Origin of the sequence: Cyanobium sp. Lug-B (assembly GCF_024345635.1) — a bacterium.
GTDB classification, from domain to species: Bacteria; Cyanobacteriota; Cyanobacteriia; order PCC-6307; family Cyanobiaceae; genus Cyanobium; species Cyanobium minutissimum.
This window is the reverse complement of sequence record NZ_JAGQBM010000004.1, coordinates 59,093-80,961: the sequence shown is the minus strand read 5'-3', so window position 1 is coordinate 80,961 and position 21,869 is coordinate 59,093. Positions and strand designations below refer to the sequence as shown.

Genomic DNA, 21,869 nt, shown 5'->3' with positions numbered 1-21,869 from the left:
ATGGTGGTCACGGCAATATCGTTAACTTTCGCGACCGTTGTCCCGGGCGGTCGTCGTATCAGCTACCGACAACCGCCGCTGTCAGGATTCACGCGCGGTTGTCGCCGCGCCGCTATCGGCGAAGCGCCGGTTCACCTCGTTCCAGTTGACCAGCGACCACCAGGCGGCGATGTAGTCCGGCCGGCGGTTCTGGTAGTCGAGGTAGTAGGCGTGCTCCCACACATCCAGGCCCAGCAGGGGCACGCCCCGCTCGATGCCCGGCAGATCCATCAGCGGGTTGTCCTGGTTGGCGGTGCTGGTGATCGCCAGGCTGCCGTCGGGTCGCCGGATCAGCCAGGCCCACCCCGAACCGAAGCGGTCGGTCGCCGCCCGGGCAAAGCGCTGCTGCAGGGCTTCGGGGGAGCCGAAGGCCGCGGTGATCGCCGCCCCCAGCTCCGCCGAAGGGGCACCTCCCTGGCCCGGGGGCGCCATCACCTGCCAGAAGAGGGAATGGTTGTAGTGGCCGCCGCCGTTGTTGCGCACGGCAGCCGGGTAGCGGGAGATCCGGCCCTGCAGCTCCTCCAGCGCCATCGCCTCCAGCTCGGGGTGGTCGGCGATCCGGGCGTTGAGGTTGGCCACGTAGGCGGCGTGATGGCGGTCGTGGTGGATCGTCATCGTGGTGGGCGCGATCGCCGGAGCCAGGGCATCGGCCGGGTAGGGCAGCGCCGGCAGCACAAAGGCGGCCAACGCCGGCGCCGGATCGGCCATGAGCACCGCCAGAGCCATCAGGGCGGCCAGGCCGCAGGCCCTCAGAACCCGGAAGAACGGAAGCAGGTTCATGGACCGGACAGGACAGCGGCCTCGGTTCTAACCGCTCCATCGGTCGGCGGCAGCAGCGGGCTGCAGCAGCAGCGGCGGGCGCCGACCTTGGAGCTCAGGGACTCAGGCGGAACGCCAGTCGAGCCAGGGCACCCCGGGAAGGATCGCGGCGGTCGCCTGGCGGTAGGCGCCGTAATCCGGATGGAGCAGCACCAGGCGGGCCTCCTCGCGGCGGGCCTTGAAGCCGAGCACACCGACCAGCCCCAGCATCAGGCCGAGATGCAGCAGGCTCCCGAGGGCCACCGTCACGCCCAGGGAGCAGAGGATCAGGGACTGGTAGAGCGGGTGGCGGCAGCGGCCGTAGGCCCCGGTGGTCACCAGGGGGGCGTCCGCCATGGGTTCGGGCAGGGGGCTGAGGCTGGCGCCCAGGTTCCGGGCTCCCTGGCCAGCCAGCACCAGCCCCAGGCCGAACAGGGCCAGCCCAACGAGGCGCACCGGCAGCGGCCAGGCCAGGCCCAGGGAGGCGGGAGGGGGGGTGGCCGGCAGCAGATGGGCCGCAATCAGGGCCATCTGGGCGATCAGCCACCACTCGCCGCGGCGGTTGTCCCGCAGACCCTCCCAGGAGAAGCCCCAGGCGGTGAGTCTTTCGGCCAGGGCGTTCGGCATGGTGACCTCGCGGTTCGGCGTCCACCTCCATGCTGGGCCCGAAAGGAGCTCAGGGGCGCAGCAGATCCGCCACCAGGGCATCGAGGGCTGCCGGGTGGCGCAGCAGCTGCTGGTGGCTCCAGACCGGCAGCATCCGCCGCGGCCCGATCGGCAACACCGCCCGCCAGCCCGGCACCACCATCAGATCGAAGACCGTGGCGTAGCTGCGGCAGTCGATGCCCCGCAGCAGGGTGAGGTCGGCATTGAGTTGCCGCAGCAAGGGGCTGCCCACCTTGAGATCGGCGATGCCGGCCAGGGGCCTGCGGGGCCAGGGCTGGGCCGTCAGGGTCCCCTGCTGGGGGCTGCCGAGGCTGATGAAGCGGCGGGTGCGGGCATGGCCGCCCAGCCGCTGGATCCAGGTGCGGGCGATGACGCCACCCATGGAGAAGCCCAGAATGTCGAGCGGCTGGGCCGTCCCGAAGGCCGCGTCGATGGCGGCGGCGAGACGCTGGGCCGAAATCTCGATCGCGTCAGCAACCAGGGGGAGCGGCAGGGCCGGCTTCAGCAGGCGCTGGCGCCTGCCGGCAAGCCGCCGATCAAGGCGGTCGAAGACCCGGGGCGTGTCGAACAGGCCATGGACCAGGACCAGCGGCGGAGGCGTCTCAAGGCCGTCGGCCATGGCAGCGGAGAGCAGGTTCTGACCATCCTGCGGCGCGCACAGGAGCAGGTGTTGGACGAGATCTCCTGCAGGGAGCGGCGTTCAGGGGACCGGCTTCGGGTCTCGCGGCTGAACGTTGGCTCGCTGGATCAGGGATCGGAGACTGGCGGGGATCCGCTGGGGCAGGCGTGACAGGGAGGGGCGGCCGGCCGGAGGGACCTGGCGCTGTTCAAAGGCTGGCCTGGAGAGGCGAGCCGGAGGATGGGTGGCGGGAGGATTACTTGGTCAGGGGGGTGGGGGAGGTGTCGAGCGTGCGGAAGACGCTGTCGCTCGTCTGGGAGGTGGCGCTGATGCCCGCCGAGGAATCGGCCTTCGACTCGGGGAAAGGGATCACCACCATCGAAATCAGGAAGGCGGCGCCGCTGATGGCGGCCACTGCCAGCTGGGCTACCGGGCTCACAGGATCCATGGCCGTCGTTTCACTGCTCCTTAAGAGTACACCAAGTCATCGCTCATGGCTATCGCCAGCGCAGCGGTAGTGCAGCAAGCCTGCCGCGATCAGGCTGAATGGCCGAGAAAGCTATCGCCGACGGACGTTTCGGGGCGTCATCGGCCCCTGGATCGCCCCTCCCCCGTCGCGGCGGAGCCCTCCTCTGGCCCGCCCGCGGGGCGCCGATAAACTGAAAAAGTGAGGAGAGCATCGGTGACTGGCCCCACGGGACCCACCCCCCAGGACCCCCCCCGGATCAGCCGCTACGAGGCACTGGCGGAGCGCTGGCGGCTGCAGAGCCACCGGACCGACGAGCTCCACGAGACCCTCCGCACCCACTCCTACCTCCTGCTCACCGAGCTGGCGACGGAGCTGGGCGTGGAGGCGAGGACCTGGAAGGAGCAGAGGAACCCCTTCCATCGTCGCTACGTCGAGTACCGGCTCTCTCCGTTTGCCGGATCGGAGGGGGAGACCCGGATCGACCGTTACACCGCCAGGGGCGAGCTGGAATTCGCCATCGTCCTCACCTTCGATCACGGGGAGGACCGGTTCCCCAAGACCCGGTTCCTCGTGCCCCTGGCCACCCGGATGTACCGGCAGCACCCCCAGTTCTGCCTCTGGGACCCGGTCGCGGCCGCTCCCCTGGAGGGTTTCCTCTGGGTGGCCACCCGCCCTGCGGTGATCCAGGACATCCTGACGGTGCTGGATCGGGAGCTGGCCATCGACCCGTTCGAGGGGCCGCCCACCCCACCGCGGCTTGGTTGTCTCTGAGGGTTCCCGGCACACCGGACCCCTCAGGCCAGCACCGGAAAGCAGCCCCTGAGGCCACTGACGAGCATCTGGACGGCGATGGCGCTCAGCAGCAGACCCATCAGGCGGCTGATCACCTTCTCCTGAAGTTCCCCCAGGGCCTGACGCAGGGGCATCGAGGCGATCAACAACAGATAGATCAGGATCGCCAGCAGGCCGATCACCCCACTGAGGGCGAGCCTGCCCTGCCAGGCAGCCGGGGCATCGGCCACCACCAGGGAGATGGCGCCGGGGCCCGCCAGCAGCGGCAGGCCGATCGGCACCACACCGGCACTGTCCTCGGTCCCATCCAGGGAGCCGTGGCTCACCTCCCGCCCATCGATCAGGCGCAGGCCGATCGGCAGCAGAATCAGCCCCCCGGCCACCCGGAAGGCCTCGAGGGTGATGCCGAACAGGTCGAGCAGCCCCTGGCCCCACCAGCAGGCGGCGATCAGGGCACAGAGAAAGGTGAGCACCGCCAGGCGGCTGATCCGGCGGATCCGCACGGGGTTGCCCCCACCGGCCTCCACCACCACCGGCAGCAGACCGATCGGCGAGCTGATCGCCAGCAGACCGACGGCCGTGTTGATCAGGGACATGGGGGCCCCGGGGACACCGGCAGAGCGACGACCATCATCGGAGCCATGGGCCCGCCGATCGGAGCCGCGGGCCCGGCCCCGCCCCGGCCGCACCAGTCACATCCAGTCATCACCCCGGGGGACCCGCCCCATTGCACCCCTGGCATCCGGCGATTGACTGGGCTCCCTTCGCCCTCGACCCATGGTCTCCGCATCGGCCCGGCTCCGGATCCGGGCGGCCCTGATCACGCCGGTCCTGCTGAGCCTGCTGCTACCCGCCCCGGCTGCGGCCGCCACCTACCAGGCCCTCTGCGGCAACAACCCCTGCACCATCAACCTCGACGCCAACGGCATCGGTGACAGGAAGAGCTTCATCCCCATCGGCCGAGTCGCCCGCTGGTTCGCAGGCGGAGCGGAGACCTACGACACCACCAACGGCACCGTGGGGGCGGTGGGTGGCGGCACCGCCGGAGCCATCGCCGGTGGCCTCCTGCTCGGCCCGGTCGGCCTGGTGGGGGGCATGGTGGGCGGTGCCCTTGCCGGATCGAAGGCCGGCAGGACGGCGGATCTCTACTTCACGGTGGTGGGCTACGACAGCGCCGGCGACAAGACCACCCTCAACTTCCGCTTCGTGAATCCCAGGCCCGCCCATCAGATGAAGCAGGAACTGGCGGTGTTGACCGGTCTGGCCATGGGGGAAACGCGCTCCCTGGCGGAACTGCAGCGCCGTGTCGATCCCCTGCCCCAGCGGCTCGGCAACGGAAGCGGGCCCCAGTCGATTCCCTCCCAGTCCTACGTGGCTCCTTCCCGTTACCGCTGAGCCTCGGCCGCCAGCCGGTCGAGGGCGTCCTGCATCGCGGCCGTCACCCGCTGATAGCAGGCCTGCACATAGGCCCGGTCGCGGCTGGCGGCATGGCCGCTGCGTTCCAGGCGGATCGGCGGGCACACCCGCGTGTGAATCCGCACCGGCAGGGGCAGGTTGAGCAGCGGGCCCAGGGCCAGGCCCCAGGGGAGGCCCAGGTAGAGGGGCATCACCTCGGGATCGATGCCGAACAGCCAGGGCATCCCCCGCTCGTGCAGCGCCCGGAACTGGGGGTAGAAGTCCTCCAGCACCACCAGGGTGTCGTGGGCCCCCCAGGAGATCACCGGGACGATCGGCAGGTCGTGCCAGATCGCCAGCCGCAGGAAGCCGGTGCGGCCGGCGAAGTGGATGCGGCCCCGGTCCCGGTGCGGGCGGAAGGTGTCCTGCCCGCCGCCGGGATACACCAGCAGACTGTTTCCCTCCTCCAGGGCCGCCAGGGCCAGGCGCGGGTGGTACGGGATGGCGCCGGTACGGGCAGCCAGATCGGCCAGGGGCGGATAGCCCAGCCAGACCTTCGGGTGGGCGAGCCCCAGCACGGGGCGTTCCAGACCGAAGCGACGGAACCAGTCGTACATGACCATGTGCATGTCGGGCGCCGCCAGACCGCCGTTGTGGGTGCCCACAAACAGCACCGGATCGGCGTCGGGGATGTGCTCCCAGCCATCGGAGACGACCCGGAAGTAGTGCTGATAGAGCCAGCCCCAGAACGGCATCAGCCGGCGGATCAGGGCCGGATCCCGGCGTTGCCAGCGGTGCAGCGCGGCCTGGCGGCAGACGGGCATGGGGGAGAGGGAAGCGGGCTGGAGTCTGGCCACCGGATGGGCGCCACCGGTGCGGTGGCAGCCCTTTCTAGGCTCGCCAGGCGTCCGGTGCCCCAGGCGCCTCCGTCGTCGCCCACCGCCCCCATGGCCGAGCTCACCCTGCTGTTCGATGGCGGTTGCCCCCTGTGCCTGCGGGAGGTGAACGCCTTGCGCCGCCGCGACCGGGGGGTGGGCCGGCTGGCCTTCGTGGACGTGAATGACCCCGCCTATGACCCGGCCCGTCACGGCGGCATCACCTACGCCGAGGCCATGGGCCGCATGCACGCCCTGGATGCCGACGGCGGCGTGATCCGGGATGTGGAGGTGTTCCGCCAGGCCTATGGCCTGGTCAACCTGGGCTGGCTCTACGCCCCCACCCGCTGGCCCCTGCTGCGGCCCCTGGTGGACGCCATCTACGGGCTGTGGGCCCGCTGGCGCCTGGCCATCACCGGCCGGCCGCCGTTGGAGGTGCTCTGCCGGGATCGGTGCGGGACCAGCGTCGGCCAGGTGCACGAGGTGGTGGGCGGCTGATGGGCCTGCTGGCGAACGGGGGCGGGCTCACCCGGGAGAAGCCGTCCGAAGGAGTCGTTGTGCGGCACCCCACGTCGTCATCGCGTCCGGGCTGGGTGCCTGTGGCGGCGCCATCCGATGAACCCCGAACAGATGAACTGCGACCCCTGAGATCTCGATCGTCCTGAGCATAGAAAAATCCGGTGGAACCAACTGTTGGCCCCACCGGAAAGGGATTCCAGGAGAAATCCAAGCCTAAAACTTTCCTCCCAGGGAGGCGGACAACCAGACACCAGACCCGGTAGCAGCCGCGACTGGCTCGCAGCGCCAGCGAAGCCGGCCGGCCTGGCAAACCGATCACCTGGGCTTATCGGCTGAATTGGCAATCCTGCGTGGAGGTACCACCCAAGAGGTGGAACTGCTCACTAATGTTCCCGGACTCCAACACGGGCCTCTCCTTCGGAGGTTCGGGCACCCCTGCCGACAACCGCTTCCATACGGGTCTTCCGCAGCACCCAACCCCGCCCACAGGAGCTTCCCGCCATGCCATCCGCCGTGTCATGACCCTCGCCATGCCCGCACGACCGCTGCGCCTGACCCTTCGCGCCGATGACCATCTGCCGGCAGACATGGGCTGGCAGATCGACGATGGCTACATCCGCGCGAACACCTGGAATGAGGAGGGTGAGTCCATCACCCTCGGCATCTGGGGACCCGGCGACCTGATCACGCCCACCGGCTGCGGAGTGACGCCCTACGAACTCATCTGCCTCACCCGGGTGATGGTGGTCGAGTGGGAGCCGAGCGAGAGCGAGACCCTGGCGTTCATGCGTGATCTGTTCACCCAGACCACCCAACTCCTGCAGATCCACCGGGTCAGGCCGGCCGATTCCCGGTTGCTGCGCTTGTTGCAGTGGATCGGCACCCGCTTCGGTCGTGTCAGCAGCAGCGGCACGACCCTTTCGCTGGAGGACATGAACCTCACCCACCGCCAGCTGGCCGCCATTGCCGGCATGACCCGGGTCACCGTGACGAAGTCCCTGACCCGCTTCCGCAGCAATGGACAGGTCGTCAAGGTCAGCGAAGCCGATCTGCTCGTCCCTCGCGATACCAGCCTGGCAACCACCGAGAACCCCACCGCCACCCTTCCTTTGGGCTCCCTGACCTTCCCGAAAACCCTTCGCCATGAACCACCCGCCCACCGGAACGCCGGTTTCGACACCCCATGACGCCATTCCCTGGCATCAGCAATTCCGCCGCAGCCAGATCGTCCAGTCCCTCGAGGCCGTCCAGGACCTGATCGCCATCTCCCTCTGCCTAGGGCTGTTCGGCGTGATGGTGCTGCAGCTGAAGCGAACCTTCTCGACGCTCTTCTCCACCTCGGAGTTCCACGAGGTCACGGCCGACATCCTCTTCATCCTGATCCTGGTGGAGCTCTTCCGCCTGCTGATCATCTACCTGCAGGAGCAACGGGTGTCGATCGGCGTGGCCGTGGAGATCGCCATCGTGTCCGTGCTCCGCGAAGTGATCGTCCGGGGCGTGCTGGAGACGGACTGGCAACAGATCCTGGCGGTCTGCCTGTTTCTGATGACCATGGCCCTGTTGATGGTGGTGCGGGTGTGGCTACCGCCCACCTTCGCCGGCGTCGACCCGGAGGCCCAGGTGTCGGCCCGGGTGCGCCAACACCAGGAGTAGCCCGCTTTCCAATGCATTCTGCTGCGGATGTTGTTGCGAATACCGGCATCTCGATGATGGCCTTGATCCAGCAATCCGGCCACTGAGCACCAAGGCTTTCAGCTCCTGATTCCTGGATCGATAAGTCCAGTTTATTCAGGAGATTCGCAGGTCTGCTTGAAGACAGCACCCAGTTATTCTGATCAGCCCCTAATGTTGCCGGACCCCAAATCCGGGGCCACCAAACCACCCAGCCAGCCGCTTCTTCCCTCCCTCTCCCTTCGCCTGAGACTCCACGCCGCAGAGACGATGAAGAGAGTCTGACCACAACGAATGAGCCCCAAGGGACTGTTCATTGAGCAGCCCCTCTTCTTTTCTCGCCAACCCTTTCCCCTTCCTTTCCATTCGATGACCATGACGAGTCGCCGTCGTTTCCTCACCCGTTTCGGGGCCGCCCTGGGGTCCTCCCTGCTGCTCGCCGGATGCCTGGGCAATCCACCCGGCAGCTCCGATTCCGCCAGCGCACCCCAGGCCGCCAGTCCCGCGGCCGGCCAGGAGCTGGGCACCATCAAGCTGGGCTACATCCCCATCCTCGAAGCCGCTCCCCTGGTGGTGGGGGTGGAGAAGGGCTTCTTCGCCAAGCATGGGATCAAGGTGGAGCTGGCCAAGCAGGCCAGCTGGCCCGCCGCCCGCGACAACGTGGTGCTGGGCTCGGCCGGTGGCGGCATCGATGGGGGCCAGTGGCAGCTGCCCATGCCCCACCTGATCACCGAAGGCATCATCACCGACGGCAAGAAGGTACCCATGGTGGTGCTGGCCCAGCTGAACAGCCAGGCCAACGGCATCGCCGTCTCCAACAGTCTCAAGGCCGAGAACCTGGGCCTGGATCTGGCCCCGGCCGTGGACGTCTTCCAGCGCTTCCCGCAGAAGGAAGGCCGCAAGTTCCGTGCCGCCTACACCTTCCCCAACGCCAACCAGGACCTCTGGATCCGCTACTGGCTGGCGGCCGGCGGGGTCGATCCCGACAAGGACATCGAGCTGCTGACCGTGCCCTCCACCGAGACGCTGCAGGGGATGCGCAACGGCACCATGGATGCCTTCAGCACCGGCGACCCCTGGCCGTTCCGAATCGTCAAGGATGACATCGGCTACCTGGCCGCCCTCACCGCCCAGATGTGGCCGGCCCATCCCGAGGAATTCCTGGCGGTCCGCTCCGACTGGGTCGAAAAGAATCCCAAGGCCGCCGTGGCCCTGGTGAAGGGCCTGATCGAAGCCCAGCAATGGGCCGACAAGCCCGAGAACCGCAGCGAAGTGGCCAAGCTGATCAGCTCCCGCGCCTACTTCAACACCCCGGTGGAGGTGCTCGAGCCCGCCCTCAAGGGCCAGTACCTGCTGGGTGCCGACAGGAAGCCCGTCAACGATCCCAAGCTCGGGCCGATCTACTGGATGAGTGATCGGGGGGTGATCTCCTACCCCTACAAGAGCCTGAGTCTGTGGTTCCTGGTGGAATCGCTGCGCTGGAACATGCACCCCGGCAAGCTCACCTCGATCGAGCAGGCCAGGGCCCTGGTCGACAGGGTGAACCGGGAGGACATCTGGCGGCAGGCCGCCACCGAACTGGGGCTTCCCGCCAAGGACATCCCCACCGGCTCCTCCCGGGGCAAGGAGACCTTTTTCGACGGCATCGTCTTCGATCCTGAGAACCCCCAGGCCTATCTCGACAGCCTGAAGATCAAGCGCTGATTCACTCCCCCGTCGGCCGAATCCCCTTCGGCCGGCTCTCCCTCCGACCCGTGACCCGGCGTCACGGGTCATCCCTTCCAACGCCTTTCTCCACTGTCTTCCAGGACGACCCCTCCCATGACCCTCACTGCACCCAGCCCCGGCACCACCACATCCGGCCCCATGGCCTGGTGGAAGCGCCACCGCAAGCTGATCCTGCCGCCGGTGTTCGGCATCGCCGGCTTTCTGCTGGCGTGGCAACTCAGCGCCAGCCTCGGCCTCACCCGGCTGCCCGGTCCCCTGAGCCTGTTCACCGAGCAGCGCACCCGTGAACTGCTGCTCTATCCCTTCTACGACCGGGGCGGCCTCGACAAGGGCCTCTTCTGGCAGACGATGGCCAGCCTGGGCCGGGTCGCCCAGGGCTATCTCCTTGCCGCGGTGGTGGGGATCAGCGCCGGGATCGCCGTGGGCCTCAACAAGACCCTCAACCGGGCCTTCGACCCCCTGTTCCAGTTCCTGCGCATGGTGGCGCCCCTGGCCTGGGTGCCGATCGCCCTGGTGATCTTCCAGAAAAACCAGCCGGCGGCCATCTTCGTGATCTTCATCACCGCGGTGTGGCCGATTCTGATCAACACCGCCGAAGGGGTGCGGCAGATCCCGCAGGATTACCACAACGTGGCCCTGGTGCTGCAGATGTCGAAGAAGACCTTCTTCACCAAGGTGCTGATTCCTTCCGCCCTGCCCTACATCTTCACGGGCCTGCGCATCTCCATCGGCCTGGCCTGGCTGGCGATCATCGCCGCCGAGATCGTGATGAGCGGCATCGTCGGCATCGGCTTCTTCATCTGGGATGCCTATCAGCAGAACTACGTCAGCGACATCGTCCTGGCCGTGGTCTGGATCGGCGGCATCGGCCTGTTGCTGGATCGCCTGATGGCCTGGCTCCAGTCCCGCATCTCCCCCGGCCAGTGAGCCCGAGCCAGCCATGAACCTGCCCAACGCCCTCAAGCCCTTCGGATGGCTTGACGCCTGGATGAGCGACCGGAAGAACGTGATCCGCTTCCTGCTGGCCCGTGTCCTGCTCATGACCGCCATGGTCCTGGCCTTCGGCGTCCTCCATCTCTCCCAACCCTGATTCGCCATGACCACACTCGTTGACGTCCAGTCCCTCGAAAAGAACTTTCCCCTCACCGGTGGCGGCAACTACCTCGCCCTCAAGGGGATTGATCTGGAGATCCGCAAAGGCGAGTTCATTTCCCTGATCGGCCACTCCGGCTGCGGCAAGTCCACCCTGCTCAACATGATCGCCGGCCTGGATCTGCCCACCGGCGGCACCGTGCTCCTCGAGGGGGAAACGGTGAAGCGTCCGGGGCCCGACAAGATGGTCGTGTTCCAGAACTATTCCCTGCTGCCCTGGCTCACCGTCCGCCAGAACATCGCCCTGGCGATCGAGGAGGTGATGCCCGACCTGGGCAAGGCGGAGCAGGAGGCCCTGATCGACGAGCACATGGAGATGGTGGGGCTGACCCAGGCCGCCACCAAGCTTCCCGGCCAGCTTTCCGGTGGCATGCGCCAGCGGGTGTCGATCGCCCGCGCCCTGGCGATCAAGCCCAAGCTGCTGCTGCTGGATGAACCCTTTGGCGCCCTCGATGCACTGACGCGGGGGAATCTGCAGGAGAAGCTGATGCAGATCTGCAACGAGCACGAACTCACCGCCGTGATGGTCACCCATGACGTGGATGAGGCGGTGCTGCTCTCCGACCGGATCGTGATGCTCACCAACGGGCCGGGCTCGAGGATCGGCGGGATCCTTGAGGTGGACATCCCCCGCCCCCGCCAGCGGCTCACGGTGGTGCACCACCCCAGCTACTACAGCCTGCGTTCGGAAATCATCTATTTCCTCAACCGCCAGAAGCGGGTGAAGCAGTGGCAGGCCCGCCCCCACAAGGTGCTGGCCCGCCACGGCCTGGAGAAGGTGAACCTGGATCTGGGCTTCATCCCGCTCGCCGCCTGCGCCCCCCTGGCGGTGGCCGAGGCCAAGGGCTTCTTCAGCAAGCACGGTCTCGACGACGTGCAGCTGGTGCGGGAGACCAGCTGGCGGGGCGTGGTGGACGGTCTGGTCGACAGGACCCTCGACGCGGCGATGATGCCCTCGGGCATGCCCACCTGGATGACGGCCGGGGGCCATGGCGGGCCGCCGCTGCCGATCGTCTCCTCCCTCACCATCAGCCGCAACGGCAACGAGGTGACCCTCGCCAAACGGCTGGCGGAGCAGGGCGTCAGCACGGTGGAGGACTACCGGGCCTGGCTGGGCAGCCACGAACGGGAGCCCCACCGGATCGGCATCGTCCATCCCGCGTCGATGCACAACCTGCTGCTGCGCTACTGGCTGGCGGCCAACGGCATCGATCCCGACAGGGACGTGCACCTGCAGACCCTGCCACCGGCCCAGATGCTGGCCGACCTCAAGGACGGCTCCATCGACGGCTACTGCATCGGCGAACCCTGGAACTTCCGGGCCGCCAGCAGTGGTCATGGGGTGCCGATCGTGGGGGATCTCGAGATCTGGTCGGGCCATCCCGGCAAGGTGCTCGGCGCCCGCGAGGACTGGGCCCAGTCGTACCCCAACACCCACATCGCCCTCACCAAGGCCCTGCTGGAGGCCTGCCGCTACTGCACCGACCCTGCCCACTGGCCGGAAATGGGCGAGCTGCTCAGCGACCGGCGCTATCTCGGCATCAAGGCCGAGCTGATCCGCTTCAGCGGCCAGCCGGGTGAGTCCGGCTCCTTCGCTCCCCATGGGGAACCGCACCATCTGTTCTACGGAGCGGGACTCAACCGCCCCAGCCGCAGCGAGCACCTCTGGATCCTCACCCAGCTGGCCCGCTGGGCCGAGATCCCCTTCCCCCGCAATTACGTGGAGATCCTCGAACGGGTCTGCAGCGTGGGGGTGTTCAGCACCGCCGCCCGCGAACTGGGCCTGGACGACGTCAGCTACCAGCGCCGGGCCATCGAGCTGTTTGACGGCCGACCGTTCAACCCCGAGGACCCGATCGGCTACCTCAACGACGTCTCCCTGCACCGCGATTTCAGCATCGCCGAGATCCCCATCGGCCAGCCCCGTGCCATCAGCGTCTGATCCACCGTCCCTCCGCCATTTCCTCCGATGATCACCACGGCCAGAAAGCTCCCGTCCGCTGCCATCGCCAGCCAGCCCCTGCTGCGTTTCGAGGGGCTGGGCAAGGTCTATCCCACCCCCACCGGACCCTACCCGGTGCTGGACAACATCAACCTGCAGGTCGAGCAGGGGGAATTCATCTGCGTCATCGGCCATTCCGGCTGCGGCAAGTCCACGCTGCTGAACATGGTCTCCGGCTTTTCCTCACCCACCGCCGGCCAAGTGCTGCTCAACGGCAGGCCGATCGAGAAGCCCGGGCCCGATCGCATGGTGGTCTTCCAGGGCTATGCCCTGCTGCCCTGGATGACGGCCTACGAGAACGTCTACCTGGCCATCGATGAAGTGAAGCCCGACCTCTCCAGCCGCGAGAAGCGGGAGATCGCCATGGAGCACCTGGCAATGGTGGGCCTGGAGAAGGCCGTCGACAAGCGCATTCCCCAGCTCTCCGGTGGCATGAAGCAGCGGGTGGCCATCGCCCGGGCCCTGGCGATCCGCCCCGAGGTGCTGATCCTCGATGAGCCCTTCGGAGCCCTTGATGCGATCACCAAGGAGGAGCTGCAGGAAGAGTTGCTGCAGATCTGGAACACCCAGAAATGCACCGTGCTGATGATCACCCACGACATCGACGAAGCCCTCTTCCTGGCCGATCGGCTGGTGATGATGACCAACGGTCCGGCCGCTTCGATCGGCGAGGTGATGTCGATCGACTTTCCCCGGCCCCGCAACCGTGAAGACATCATGGAGGACCCGAAGTACTACGAGCTGCGCAACACCGCCCTCGATTTTCTCTACAACCGCTTCGCCCACGACGACGTGGAATGAGGCCCACGCGACGGGCCTGGCCGTTCGTTTCTGCCAGGATGCCCCCCCGACGGTGGCGTTGCTCTCCTGATGCGGACATCTCCGTCCCTGGCCGGGCTGGGCCTGGCGCTGGCCGCCACCCTGGCCGGGGCGTCGCCGGCCAGGGCCCTGGAGACCATCGAGCTGAAGCTGCCCTTGGTCGAGACCACGTTCTCGATCCGGTTGGCGGAACTGAGCGATCCCCGGGCCCTGCTCGCCGGCAACAGCGACCTGGCCGAGCTCGACCAGGCCACCCGGGGCGGCATCGGCCGCTCCCTGGTGGATCTGTTCAACGCCCCCCTGCCCCTGCAGGCCCTGGATGTGGCCCGCCAGGTGGTCCCCTCCCCCCTGGCCCAGCAGGCCCTGCTGCTGCTCTCCTCCCTCGGGGGGGTCGACGGCCTGCCGGCCGACATCTCCAGCGACACGGTGCTGAAGGTGCTGGACCGGGCCGCCGGCCGGGGTCACCTGACGATGCTGGGGGTGCTCCAGGCCGTGCCGGGCCGGACCGCCAGCGTGGATGTGGGCAAGGGCCTGTTCCTGCTGCAGCGGATGAACGCCCAGCTGCTGTCGGCCAACCGTCTGCTGGAGGGAGCGCCGCCAGAGACTGCGGCCCCCTCCCTGCGGGATCCGGGCCCCCTGCCGGTGCGGCGCGACACCCTGACCCTGCCGGTGGCCTACCGACCCCAGCCCCTGGAGGTGGTGGTCATCCGCCCGACGCAGCAGGCCTCCGGCCGGCTGGTGGCCATCTCCCATGGCCTCTGGGATGGGCCCGAGAGCTTCGAAGGCTGGGGACGCCATCTGGCCAGCCACGGCTACACCGTGCTGCTGCCCCGCCACCCCGGCAGTGACCGCACCCAGCAGCAGGCCATGCTCTCCGGCAAGGTGCCACCGCCCGGTCCCGCGGAGCTGCGCCTGCGCCCCCTCGACATCTCCGCCCTGATCGATGCGGCGGCAGCCGGGACCAAGGGGCTGCCGAGCGGACTGGACACCGGTTCGGTGGTGGTGCTGGGCCACTCCTGGGGCGCCACCACGGCCCTGCAGCTGGCGGGCGCCCGCCCCACCGCCCAGCAGCTGCAGAAACGCTGCAACGATCTCCAGGACCCCCAACGGAATTTGAGCTGGGTGCTGCAGTGCAGCTTCCTGGGGGGGACCGACCAGGCGGCCCTCACCGACCCGCGGGTGAAGGCCGCCGTGGCGGTGAGTCCGCCGATGTCCCTGCTGTTCGACGCCGGCGCCGTCCCGGCCTTCCAGGGCCGGGTGCTGGTGGTGAGCGGCAGCCGCGACTGGGTGGTGCCCCCCGGACCGGAAGCCATCGCCCCGATGGCCCGGGTCACCCGCCTGGGGAACGCCGGACACCGTCTCGTCCTGGCGGGGGGCGGCGATCATTTCAACCTGGGCTCCCCCTACGACCTGGGCGGCGGCCCCCTGCGGGGACTGCTGCTGGCCTGGGTGAACGGGGCCTTCGCCGCCGGTCCCGCCGTCGCCCCCGGGCCCGGAGCCTCGGCCCTGCTGCCCCCGGGTGGCTGGGGGGATGGGAGCCTCTCCCTGATCGACGTGACCGACCGGCTGGCGAGTTGGAACCCCTGAGGCGTCGGCGACCGCCGTCTGACCCACACTTGATTCGGCGCCCCTGGATCCGGCCACCCGATCAATGCTCCCCCTGTCTTCCCTCCCCCCAGTGATCCGCGTCTGGGGCAGCGCCGGGCTGGCCACCCTGCTGATCCTGGCCGGGCCGGAGGCCAGGGCGGCCGAGCAGGTGGTCTTCGTCAGTGGGGCGTTTCGCCGCTCGATCCCCGTCGCCGACCTGGAACGGCTGGCCCGGACCGGTGAGGCCGTGGGCCTGCTGGGGGATGCCCTGCGGCTGGGCGGCAGGGACCCCGCCGAGGTCGGCAAGCTGCTGAACCACCGCGTGACGCTGCCGCTGGTGCAGACCACCAGGCTGTTGAGCACCCGCTTCGGCGAGAGCGCCCTGGAGCGGCTGTCCGGCATCCTGTATCCCCTCAAGGCGCCGCCGGTGGGCATGGTGGCCCTGCGTTCGGCCACGATCCTGGGGATCGAGGACGGCTCGGGAACGCTGTCGGCGGTGGGATTCCTGCGGGCCTACCCCAACGAGGAGGTGGCCATCAACCTGCCGGCCCTGCAGTCGGCCCTGGCGGGGTTGAGCGGCATGGGCCACGTGGTGAAGGAGTTTCTCGAATCCGACCTCGGCTCCAACCTGGAGCGGATCCAGGAGCCCGGTCCGCCGGCCGCCCCCTGACGCCACCGTCCGGGCCGGATGGCCGGCGCTCAGCTCCCGCGCCACCGGGGCCTCGGACGGCACCGCGGCCAGCCGCCTCAGGATCGCCTCCGGGGCGAGAAGCCGGGGACCCTCGAGCCCGTCCGGCCGGGCTGTTGCCGGCCCAGCCTGGACGCCAGCCATGGCGTCACTGTGCCGTCACCTCAGCCCCATGGTCTCCGTCCGTCTCTTCGAGCAGCCACAGGGCGAGCCCGCCGCCACGGCCGCGGGCTGCCAGCCAGAGCGGCCGTTCGGCGGCGATCAGGGCGAAGAAGGGTCGGCGCAGCGGATCGGGCTGGGGCAGGGCCCGCTCGATCAGCACCCGCCCGCCCAGGAGCAGCAGCAGGCGCTCGAAGCTGAACACCAGCAGCGGGCGGCGGCCCTCCAGACGTCCCGCACCCTCGAAGCGCAGCTCCAGGGCACCGATCCGCACGCTGTTGGCCAGCCGCAGCTCCCCATCCTTCGAACCCGCCCCAGCCGCGGACAGCCGCAACCGGGCCGCCAGCCCCCGCAGCAGGACGGCGGCCGCCGAGGCGGGCTGCCGGCTCCCCTTGTTCCAGATCCGCTCGAGCCGCCAGCAGCCGAGCAGATCCGCGGTGGTCAGGCCACTGCCGTCGCGTCGGCAGCGCCGTTCGCGGTCGAGCAGCCACGGGGCATCGGGGATCACGGCAGCGCCTCTGGAAGCAGCTCCCGACGCTAGGGACCGCTGGGCGATCGGGCCGGGCGCCAGGGGCCCGCCCCGCTTCGCAATCACCAGCTGCTATTGAGAATCGCTTGCAAAAGTGACGGTGGGTCCTCTAGGTTGAGAGCCGTTCGCAATAAGGCCTCTCCCTTCGCCCGATGCGTTACCGCTTCCTCCCCGACGACCCCGCCAGTGCCGTGCGCATGCCCGCCGGCCAGACGGTCCTGCTTGACCCCACCCCCCGTCCCGGCGGTTCCTGTCTTGAGGTCCTCGACGGCATCGCCCGCGTCTACTGCCCCTGTGAGGAGACCGAGGGCATGACCCTGGCCTTCCTCCAGTCCGGCGACCAGCTCCGCACCGACCGCCTCTGCAGCGAGGGCGTCTGCGTCGAGGCCCTCACCCCCCTCTGCTTCCGCAGCGATGCCGAGCCCCTCGAAGGCCATGGCTTCGATCCGGTCAACGAGTGGACCCTGCAGCTGCTGCGCATCCGCCACCTCGGCAGCGCCGAGCAGCGGCTCCATGCCCTGCTCTCCCTGCTGGTGCGCCGGCTGGGGCGCCGCTGCGGCCCCTGGTGCGATCTCCCCTTCCGCCTCACCCATGAGCGCATCGGCGAGCTGATCGGCACCACCCGCGTCACCACCACCCGGCTGATCTCCCGCATCCGGGCCGCCGACCTGCTCGAGGCCCCCAGCGGCGAGACCGGCCTGCGCCTGGCACCGGCCCTGGTGGACGGCGCTCCCCTGGCGGCCTGAACCGGCATGACCGTCCTGATCCGCAACGGCGAGAGCCTGATCGGCAGTCTCTGCCGGGACATGGCCGCGGTGCGCCAGAGCTGGCAGCGGCTGAAGGGGCAGGGAGCCACCTGCCGCGACGAACAACTCCGCCGGCGGCTTGGTCGTGAAACCCATCGGCTGGAGCAGCGCCGCCTGGAACTCCAGCGCCAGGCCCGGGCGCTGATGCGCCTGCCCCTGCGCGATCCCCTCGGGGCCGCCTTCCTGATGGAGCTCACCAGCCGGCCCCTGGCCGCCTGAGTCCCCCGGGGAGGGAGGCCGTTGACCGGGCTCAGACCGGGGCAGCCGCGGCCGCCTGGGCCGCCGCCAACTCCCCATCGATCAGCAGCATGGCGGCGGCCTCCTGGCGCCCGAAGCGCACCCGGCCGAGCAGGTGGGCCGCGCCGTTCTCAGCGGCGATCTGGCCCTGGATCATCGGGTCGAGGAAGACGGTGGTGCGCACGTCGCCGGCGCGCTCCGCCAGGGAATAGAGGAGTTGCAGAGAGGTGGTGACATCGGCCTCCAGGCGGAAGGCGTCCGCCAGGGCCGACTCGGCGTCGCTCCACTGCTGGCAGGGGGCGGGCAGTTCACCGAGGTCCACCGTCTGGCCGCGGGCGATCAGGTAGTCGGCCAGCAGGCCGGCATGCTGCTGCTCGCCGCGGGACTCGGCCATCAGGTGGGCGGCGAAACCGCGCAGTTCCCGCTCGGCGAACCAGAGGGCCATGGCCCAGTAGGCGGCGCTGGCCTTGCGCTCCAGGCCCAGGTGGTCCTGCAGACCCTCGAGCAGCCCTGCCTCCATGGGCTGGGCCATGGCCCTCCCGGCGGGGCCGGTGGCCACCGCGGTCTTGGGCAGGGAGGAGGTCGGGGAGGTCATCACGATCGGCCTGGGGGGAAAGAACCCATTCACCGTCCCCACAATTTACGGAGCCCGGCAACGAACCGAGCCATCACGAACCGGCCCATTCCGCACGCGTCGTGGGTGGAGAGTCCCAGACTCAGGGAGCCTTGGACCATTCCCATGGCCAGTGCCGTCGACCACGCCCTGCGGCTGCGCAGCCTCTGGACCGCCTGGCTGCTGGCGATGCTGTTCCATGTGGAGCTGGGCCTGATGCCCCTGTTCCACGGGATCTCGCCGGAGATCCATGGCCATGTGGCGGCCGCCCAGCTGCCGCTGTTGTTCGGGGCCATGCTGGCTTATGTCCTGGTGCCGCTGGCCACGGTCGTGCTGATCGCCTACGCCGCCAGTGATCCGGGCCAGCCTCGGCGCTGGCGCCACTGGCGCTGTGCCCATTTCTGGATGAGCGTTGCTTACACCCTCACCAACCTCCCCCACCTGGCCGCCGACATCCTGGTGCCGGACGCCCGGGCCGACCAGATCGTGCTGATGCTGGCGATGGTGCTGATCGGCCTGCTGATCAACCGCGAGGCCTGGTTCTGGTGGCGAACTCAGCGCGGCCCGATGTCCCCCAGCAGGCAGGCCACGTGGGCGGCGCTGGCGGATGCCAGGCCCTCGAGGTCGTAGCCGCCCTCCAGGGCGGACACCAGACGGCCCTGGGCATGGTCCGCCGCGATGCTGAGCATCAACCGGGTCAGGGCCGCGAAATCCCTGTCCTGGAGGCGTAAATCCCCGAGGGGATCGCCGGCCCTGGAATCGAAACCCGCCGAGATCAGCACGAAATCCGGGGCGAAGGCCTCGGCCAGCGGCAGCAGCTCCTCCCGCCAGGCGGCCACCAGCTCGGGCCCGGACGTCCCCGCCGGCAGGGGACAGTTGCGGGTGTAGCCGGACCCGGGCCCCTCGCCCTGTTCCCGGCGGGAGCCCGTCCCCGGGTAGAGCGGCGCCTGGTGGCTGCCGAAGAACAGCACCGAGGGATCGCTCCAGAAGATGTCCTGGGTGCCGTTGCCATGGTGCACATCCCAGTCGACGACCAGGATCCTGTTGAGACCATGCGCCGCCTGCAGGTGGCGGGCGGCGACGGCCACGTTGTTGTAGAGGCAGAAGCCCATGCCCCGGGCCGGACTGGCGTGGTGACCCGGGGGCCTGACCACCGCATAGGCCCGCTGCACCCGCTGGTCCATGACGGCTTCCACCGCCGCCAGCACCCCCCCCGCCGCCAGCCGCGCCGTTCGCTCCGAGTGGGGGCTGATGGCGGTATCGCCGGTGGACAGCTGCTCTCGGCCAGCCTGGATATCCTCCCGGACCTGCTGCAGATACCCCGGCGTGTGACAGCGCAGCAGTTCCGCATCCGTGGCTGGGCGGGGCGGGAGGATCCGGCAGCGGGCCAGCAGACCGGCCCGCTCCAGGCCCTGGATCACGGCATCGACCCGGGCGGGGCATTCCGGGTGCCAGGGCCCGGTGAGGTGGTCGCGGTAGCTGGCGCTGCAGACGATGCCGACGTCCGGGGCAGGCGTCAGTGGGGGAGAAGGCAGACCGAGCTGGCGTTGCCTCTTACCCCCACCGCTCGGTTGGGAACCTGGGGCAGCCATTCCGGACGGGGCGACACCCCACTTTGCTGCATCGCCAGGGCATCGGCGGGCAGCTGTTCGGTGAGGACGACGCCCATCGAATCCCGTGCCCAGATCTCCACGTCCGTGGCGGGCGGACAATGGAAGGTGAGCACCTCAAAGGGAAAGACAACCCGCTCGAGGAAGAAATCCTCGGGACCACAGCAGCGGATGATCCGCATGCGTTCCGAACAGTTGCGGTAGCTACAAAGTAAGACGTCCATGGTGCCCTCCGACCAGACTGAGACCTGACCATGGCATCAACACACGCTCCCCCGGCCATGTCCGTTGCCGATGCGACGAACAATCCGGCATGAGTGTTTGTACCGCTTAAGGATGACTCAACTGCGCCTGAGCCAATTCGGAGCTCCGCTGAACCAGTCACCCAGATCGTCCCGGCCGGGGTCGAATCCTTCGCTGTCACAGGGGTCGCCCAGGTCCAGCGAGCCCGTGAGGCGGTCGAGTTCCGATTCGGGCTCACCCCGTTGCTGGGTGCGCTGGGCCCGCCGCAGCCAGCTCCAGACACTGGCATCGCGATCAGCGAACTTCTGAACATAGATGCGTTCATGGAGACTGACCGGGCGGGAATCGGCAATCCTGCCGATGATCTCCTGAAGCCTCAGACGGGTGGTGGGTGTGAGCATCTTTCCAGTCATCCATTGGCAGAGGATCTAACCGTTCTCAGAAATCGAACGGTGCCGAGGATCACAGAAACCAGCGACCTGTCAGGACTTGGTGAAATCGATCCATCGATGCCGATGCCATGCCCTGTCGCGGTCTCCGGCCGCCGGCGGCAGAATCGGATCCTGTGATCACGCTCCAGAAGTCGCGGCCCACCGCCCTTGATCTCCCCTGCAGCGATGGGCGCCCCCCCATCCCCAACCCCCGATTCGGCCCCGCAGCCCGCGGGGCTCAACGCACCGCAGATTCTGCGGCTCGTCTACGACGGAGGCTGCCCCTTCTGCCGTCATTTCGCCCTGAGCAGCGAACTGCGCGGCGGGATTCCCCACCTGCAGATCGTCGACGGGCGGGCCGACGCGGCTCTGCGCGGCGCCCTCCTGGCGCGGGGCCTGCCGCTGGCGCAGGGGGCGGTCCTGCTCCAGGGCGAGCGGGCCTGGCACGGGGCGGAGGCGGTGCGGCAGCTGTGCACCCTGATGCGGCCCAGTGATCCCCTGCTGCAGCTGCTGGTTCCGCTGTTCGATGCGCCGACCCGCAGCCGCCGGCTGTACCCCCTGCTGCTGGCAGCGCGGCGCCTGGCCCTGGCCCTGAAGGGCCTGCCGCTGGATCCGGACCGGCCCTGACGGCGAGCCCCGACGGAACCCCGGCTCAGGGCAGCGGCGGCAAGGGCGCCCGGCCCGCCACGGAAGGACCCGTGCCTATCGGCTGCAGCAGCGGGGAGGGGTCCACCGCCACCAGTCGCCCCTGGCGCAGCTGGCGCCACTCGAAGTGCAGATGGGCCGTGGTGGCCGAGCCGCTGCTGCCGACCCGGCCGATGGGCTGCCCCGCCACCAGGCTCTCCCCGGGCAGAACCGATACATCCAGCAGATGGGCGTACAGGCTCTGCCAGCCGAGGCCGTGGTCGATGACCACCAGCAGGCCGTAGCCACCCACCTCATCCACCAGCCGCACGGTGCCGGGCAGCACGGCGAACACCGGCGTTCCCTCCGGGGCCACCAGATCGAGGCCGGTGTGCAGGCGCCAGGCGTTGCGCGCGTCGGCCAGCCGCCAGCCGAACGGAGCCTGCTCGGTGGGCTGGAGAGCGAGGGGATAGCCCAGGGCCCCGGCCTGGTGCACGGGAAACACCCCTACCGGGGCCGGCCGGTAGCGGGACCGCAACGGTTCCGGCAGACGGTCGTTCTGGCCCAGGTCGCCCACCGGCACCTCCAGGGGTATCTCCGTCGGCCGGGGGGGCGGCTCCCCCATCGCCAGAAGGGGACGGGGACCCAGGGACAGGGGCAGCAGCCAGGGCAGGACCAGCGCCGTCAGAAACCGTCGGAAGCGGGAATCCATCCGGCTGCTGCAAGGGACCGTGCAGGCCTTGGTAACGCCCCCGGCCGCCGCTGCCAAGACGGGGATGGCGGGACGCGAATGCCCGT

General features: G+C 69.0%; 28 protein-coding genes. 16 read left to right on the top strand and 12 right to left on the bottom strand.

What is annotated here, in order from left to right:
• Nucleotides 1-81: 81 nt before the first annotated feature.
• From KBY81_RS01950 to KBY81_RS01935, 4 genes are all read right to left on the bottom strand, one after another.
• Nucleotides 82-765: a superoxide dismutase gene (locus KBY81_RS01950; protein ID WP_396103645.1), complete on the bottom strand. Its 684-nt coding sequence runs from the start codon at nt 763-765 to the stop codon at nt 82-84.
• A 156-nt stretch (nt 766-921) separates the two neighbouring features.
• Entirely contained in the window at nt 922-1,464 is a 543-nt protein-coding gene (locus KBY81_RS01945; protein ID WP_254975422.1) for an isoprenylcysteine carboxylmethyltransferase family protein, read from the bottom strand.
• 49 nt (nt 1,465-1,513) lie between these two features.
• Nucleotides 1,514-2,122 carry a triacylglycerol lipase gene (locus KBY81_RS01940; RefSeq protein WP_254975421.1) on the bottom strand — a complete coding sequence of 203 codons (609 nt, stop codon included), beginning with the start codon at nt 2,120-2,122 and terminating at the stop codon, nt 1,514-1,516.
• A gap of 256 nt (nt 2,123-2,378) precedes the next feature.
• Nucleotides 2,379-2,561 (bottom strand): hypothetical protein, encoded by a 183-nt coding sequence (locus KBY81_RS01935; protein ID WP_146134657.1) that lies wholly within the window; start codon nt 2,559-2,561, stop codon nt 2,379-2,381.
• A gap of 243 nt (nt 2,562-2,804) precedes the next feature.
• On the opposite strand from KBY81_RS01935, the gene KBY81_RS01930 reads away from it, so the two are divergent.
• Nucleotides 2,805-3,362, top strand: coding sequence for a hypothetical protein (locus KBY81_RS01930; protein WP_254973110.1), 558 nt, complete (start codon nt 2,805-2,807; stop codon nt 3,360-3,362).
• Nucleotides 3,363-3,385: 23 nt separating this feature from the next.
• Here KBY81_RS01930 and KBY81_RS01925 read toward each other — a convergent pair whose 3' ends face one another.
• Nucleotides 3,386-3,979, bottom strand: coding sequence for a MarC family protein (locus KBY81_RS01925; protein ID WP_106222598.1), 594 nt, complete (start codon nt 3,977-3,979; stop codon nt 3,386-3,388).
• 181 nt (nt 3,980-4,160) lie between these two features.
• Between KBY81_RS01925 and KBY81_RS01920 the strand changes: the two genes are divergently transcribed.
• Nucleotides 4,161-4,778 carry a hypothetical protein gene (locus KBY81_RS01920; protein ID WP_106222596.1) on the top strand — a complete coding sequence of 206 codons (618 nt, stop codon included), beginning with the start codon at nt 4,161-4,163 and terminating at the stop codon, nt 4,776-4,778.
• Here the strand turns inward: KBY81_RS01920 and KBY81_RS01915 are convergent.
• Entirely contained in the window at nt 4,769-5,635 is an 867-nt protein-coding gene (locus tag KBY81_RS01915) for a lysophospholipid acyltransferase family protein (protein WP_315858459.1), read from the bottom strand. The genes KBY81_RS01920 and KBY81_RS01915 overlap by 10 nt on opposite strands.
• Before the next feature lie 90 nt (nt 5,636-5,725).
• On the opposite strand from KBY81_RS01915, the gene KBY81_RS01910 reads away from it, so the two are divergent.
• The 10 genes from KBY81_RS01910 to KBY81_RS01865 all read left to right on the top strand — a co-directional run bounded on the left by KBY81_RS01910 (nt 5,726) and on the right by KBY81_RS01865 (nt 15,801).
• Complete coding sequence (locus KBY81_RS01910; protein ID WP_254973114.1) at nt 5,726-6,151, top strand: thiol-disulfide oxidoreductase DCC family protein; 426 nt, start codon at nt 5,726-5,728, stop codon at nt 6,149-6,151.
• 539 nt (nt 6,152-6,690) lie between these two features.
• A complete protein-coding gene (locus tag KBY81_RS01905) occupies nt 6,691-7,359 on the top strand; it encodes a Crp/Fnr family transcriptional regulator (RefSeq protein ID WP_254975420.1) in 669 nt (222 codons plus the stop codon).
• Entirely contained in the window at nt 7,316-7,825 is a 510-nt protein-coding gene (locus tag KBY81_RS01900) for a phosphate-starvation-inducible PsiE family protein (RefSeq protein WP_254973115.1), read from the top strand. Before KBY81_RS01905 ends, KBY81_RS01900 begins: the two co-directional genes overlap by 44 nt.
• 387 nt (nt 7,826-8,212) lie before the next feature.
• Entirely contained in the window at nt 8,213-9,547 is a 1,335-nt protein-coding gene (locus KBY81_RS01895; protein WP_396103644.1) for a CmpA/NrtA family ABC transporter substrate-binding protein, read from the top strand.
• A 162-nt stretch (nt 9,548-9,709) separates the two neighbouring features.
• Nucleotides 9,710-10,498, top strand: a complete 789-nt coding sequence (ntrB, locus tag KBY81_RS01890) for a nitrate ABC transporter permease (RefSeq protein WP_254973255.1) — start codon at nt 9,710-9,712, stop codon at nt 10,496-10,498.
• Between the two features lie 13 nt (nt 10,499-10,511).
• Nucleotides 10,512-10,661 carry a hypothetical protein gene (locus KBY81_RS01885; protein ID WP_181280194.1) on the top strand — a complete coding sequence of 50 codons (150 nt, stop codon included), beginning with the start codon at nt 10,512-10,514 and terminating at the stop codon, nt 10,659-10,661.
• A 6-nt stretch (nt 10,662-10,667) separates the two neighbouring features.
• Entirely contained in the window at nt 10,668-12,665 is a 1,998-nt protein-coding gene (locus tag KBY81_RS01880; protein WP_254975419.1) for a nitrate ABC transporter ATP-binding protein, read from the top strand.
• A 27-nt stretch (nt 12,666-12,692) separates the two neighbouring features.
• Entirely contained in the window at nt 12,693-13,526 is an 834-nt protein-coding gene (locus tag KBY81_RS01875) for a nitrate ABC transporter ATP-binding protein (protein ID WP_254973118.1), read from the top strand.
• A 69-nt stretch (nt 13,527-13,595) separates the two neighbouring features.
• Nucleotides 13,596-15,131, top strand: a complete 1,536-nt coding sequence (locus tag KBY81_RS01870; protein WP_254975418.1) for a dienelactone hydrolase — start codon at nt 13,596-13,598, stop codon at nt 15,129-15,131.
• Between the two features lie 64 nt (nt 15,132-15,195).
• The gene (locus KBY81_RS01865) at nt 15,196-15,801 is read left to right on the top strand and encodes an alpha/beta hydrolase (protein ID WP_254975417.1); all 606 of its coding nucleotides are present in this window, start codon (nt 15,196-15,198) and stop codon (nt 15,799-15,801) included.
• 166 nt (nt 15,802-15,967) lie between these two features.
• Here KBY81_RS01865 and KBY81_RS01860 read toward each other — a convergent pair whose 3' ends face one another.
• Complete coding sequence (locus KBY81_RS01860) at nt 15,968-16,486, bottom strand: hypothetical protein (protein WP_106222575.1); 519 nt, start codon at nt 16,484-16,486, stop codon at nt 15,968-15,970.
• A 173-nt stretch (nt 16,487-16,659) separates the two neighbouring features.
• Here KBY81_RS01860 and KBY81_RS01855 point away from each other — a divergent pair, with 173 nt between their 5' ends.
• Entirely contained in the window at nt 16,660-17,253 is a 594-nt protein-coding gene (locus KBY81_RS01855; RefSeq protein ID WP_159819071.1) for a Crp/Fnr family transcriptional regulator, read from the top strand.
• 6 nt (nt 17,254-17,259) lie between these two features.
• Nucleotides 17,260-17,532 carry a hypothetical protein gene (locus KBY81_RS01850; protein WP_254975416.1) on the top strand — a complete coding sequence of 91 codons (273 nt, stop codon included), beginning with the start codon at nt 17,260-17,262 and terminating at the stop codon, nt 17,530-17,532.
• 31 nt (nt 17,533-17,563) lie between these two features.
• Here KBY81_RS01850 and KBY81_RS01845 read toward each other — a convergent pair whose 3' ends face one another.
• Complete coding sequence (locus KBY81_RS01845) at nt 17,564-18,145, bottom strand: ferritin (RefSeq protein ID WP_254973124.1); 582 nt, start codon at nt 18,143-18,145, stop codon at nt 17,564-17,566.
• Between the two features lie 144 nt (nt 18,146-18,289).
• On the opposite strand from KBY81_RS01845, the gene KBY81_RS01840 reads away from it, so the two are divergent.
• A complete protein-coding gene (locus KBY81_RS01840) occupies nt 18,290-18,793 on the top strand; it encodes a hypothetical protein (RefSeq protein WP_106222875.1) in 504 nt (167 codons plus the stop codon).
• Here KBY81_RS01840 and KBY81_RS01835 read toward each other — a convergent pair.
• The 3 genes from KBY81_RS01835 to KBY81_RS01825 all read right to left on the bottom strand — a co-directional run bounded on the left by KBY81_RS01835 (nt 18,718) and on the right by KBY81_RS01825 (nt 20,417).
• Nucleotides 18,718-19,584, bottom strand: a complete 867-nt coding sequence (locus tag KBY81_RS01835; protein ID WP_254975415.1) for a histone deacetylase — start codon at nt 19,582-19,584, stop codon at nt 18,718-18,720. The two genes, KBY81_RS01840 and KBY81_RS01835, sit on opposite strands and share 76 nt — an antisense overlap.
• Nucleotides 19,585-19,679: 95 nt before the next feature.
• Nucleotides 19,680-19,955 (bottom strand): DUF1830 domain-containing protein, encoded by a 276-nt coding sequence (locus KBY81_RS01830; protein WP_219904512.1) that lies wholly within the window; start codon nt 19,953-19,955, stop codon nt 19,680-19,682.
• A 159-nt stretch (nt 19,956-20,114) separates the two neighbouring features.
• Nucleotides 20,115-20,417, bottom strand: coding sequence for a hypothetical protein (locus KBY81_RS01825; protein ID WP_106222873.1), 303 nt, complete (start codon nt 20,415-20,417; stop codon nt 20,115-20,117).
• Between the two features lie 216 nt (nt 20,418-20,633).
• Here KBY81_RS01825 and KBY81_RS01820 point away from each other — a divergent pair, with 216 nt between their 5' ends.
• The gene (locus tag KBY81_RS01820) at nt 20,634-21,074 is read left to right on the top strand and encodes a DCC1-like thiol-disulfide oxidoreductase family protein (RefSeq protein WP_254975414.1); all 441 of its coding nucleotides are present in this window, start codon (nt 20,634-20,636) and stop codon (nt 21,072-21,074) included.
• 25 nt (nt 21,075-21,099) lie between these two features.
• Here KBY81_RS01820 and KBY81_RS01815 read toward each other — a convergent pair whose 3' ends face one another.
• Nucleotides 21,100-21,783, bottom strand: coding sequence for a M23 family metallopeptidase (locus KBY81_RS01815; protein ID WP_254973130.1), 684 nt, complete (start codon nt 21,781-21,783; stop codon nt 21,100-21,102).
• Nucleotides 21,784-21,869: the final 86 nt, after the last annotated feature.

What these genes read in the sequence shown, in the direction of transcription:
- KBY81_RS01950 (WP_396103645.1), bottom strand. Translation starts at nt 765, where the DNA reads ATGGCTCTGGCGGTGCTCATGGCCGATCCGGCGCCGGCGTTGGCCGCC.
- KBY81_RS01945 (WP_254975422.1), bottom strand. Translation starts at nt 1,464, where the DNA reads ATGCCGAACGCCCTGGCCGAAAGACTCACCGCCTGGGGCTTCTCCTGG.
- KBY81_RS01940 (WP_254975421.1), bottom strand. Translation starts at nt 2,122, where the DNA reads ATGGCCGACGGCCTTGAGACGCCTCCGCCGCTGGTCCTGGTCCATGGC.
- KBY81_RS01925 (WP_106222598.1), bottom strand. Translation starts at nt 3,979, where the DNA reads ATGTCCCTGATCAACACGGCCGTCGGTCTGCTGGCGATCAGCTCGCCG.
- KBY81_RS01920 (WP_106222596.1), top strand. Translation starts at nt 4,161, where the DNA reads ATGGTCTCCGCATCGGCCCGGCTCCGGATCCGGGCGGCCCTGATCACG.
- KBY81_RS01910 (WP_254973114.1), top strand. Translation starts at nt 5,726, where the DNA reads ATGGCCGAGCTCACCCTGCTGTTCGATGGCGGTTGCCCCCTGTGCCTG.
- KBY81_RS01905 (WP_254975420.1), top strand. Translation starts at nt 6,691, where the DNA reads ATGACCCTCGCCATGCCCGCACGACCGCTGCGCCTGACCCTTCGCGCC.
- KBY81_RS01900 (WP_254973115.1), top strand. Translation starts at nt 7,316, where the DNA reads ATGAACCACCCGCCCACCGGAACGCCGGTTTCGACACCCCATGACGCC.
- KBY81_RS01895 (WP_396103644.1), top strand. Translation starts at nt 8,213, where the DNA reads ATGACCATGACGAGTCGCCGTCGTTTCCTCACCCGTTTCGGGGCCGCC.
- ntrB (WP_254973255.1), top strand. Translation starts at nt 9,710, where the DNA reads ATGGCCTGGTGGAAGCGCCACCGCAAGCTGATCCTGCCGCCGGTGTTC.
- KBY81_RS01885 (WP_181280194.1), top strand. Translation starts at nt 10,512, where the DNA reads ATGAACCTGCCCAACGCCCTCAAGCCCTTCGGATGGCTTGACGCCTGG.
- KBY81_RS01880 (WP_254975419.1), top strand. Translation starts at nt 10,668, where the DNA reads ATGACCACACTCGTTGACGTCCAGTCCCTCGAAAAGAACTTTCCCCTC.
- KBY81_RS01875 (WP_254973118.1), top strand. Translation starts at nt 12,693, where the DNA reads ATGATCACCACGGCCAGAAAGCTCCCGTCCGCTGCCATCGCCAGCCAG.
- KBY81_RS01870 (WP_254975418.1), top strand. Translation starts at nt 13,596, where the DNA reads ATGCGGACATCTCCGTCCCTGGCCGGGCTGGGCCTGGCGCTGGCCGCC.
- KBY81_RS01865 (WP_254975417.1), top strand. Translation starts at nt 15,196, where the DNA reads ATGCTCCCCCTGTCTTCCCTCCCCCCAGTGATCCGCGTCTGGGGCAGC.
- KBY81_RS01855 (WP_159819071.1), top strand. Translation starts at nt 16,660, where the DNA reads ATGCGTTACCGCTTCCTCCCCGACGACCCCGCCAGTGCCGTGCGCATG.
- KBY81_RS01850 (WP_254975416.1), top strand. Translation starts at nt 17,260, where the DNA reads ATGACCGTCCTGATCCGCAACGGCGAGAGCCTGATCGGCAGTCTCTGC.
- KBY81_RS01845 (WP_254973124.1), bottom strand. Translation starts at nt 18,145, where the DNA reads ATGACCTCCCCGACCTCCTCCCTGCCCAAGACCGCGGTGGCCACCGGC.
- KBY81_RS01840 (WP_106222875.1), top strand. Translation starts at nt 18,290, where the DNA reads ATGGCCAGTGCCGTCGACCACGCCCTGCGGCTGCGCAGCCTCTGGACC.
- KBY81_RS01830 (WP_219904512.1), bottom strand. Translation starts at nt 19,955, where the DNA reads ATGCGGATCATCCGCTGCTGTGGTCCCGAGGATTTCTTCCTCGAGCGG.
- KBY81_RS01825 (WP_106222873.1), bottom strand. Translation starts at nt 20,417, where the DNA reads ATGCTCACACCCACCACCCGTCTGAGGCTTCAGGAGATCATCGGCAGG.
- KBY81_RS01820 (WP_254975414.1), top strand. Translation starts at nt 20,634, where the DNA reads ATGGGCGCCCCCCCATCCCCAACCCCCGATTCGGCCCCGCAGCCCGCG.
- KBY81_RS01815 (WP_254973130.1), bottom strand. Translation starts at nt 21,783, where the DNA reads ATGGATTCCCGCTTCCGACGGTTTCTGACGGCGCTGGTCCTGCCCTGG.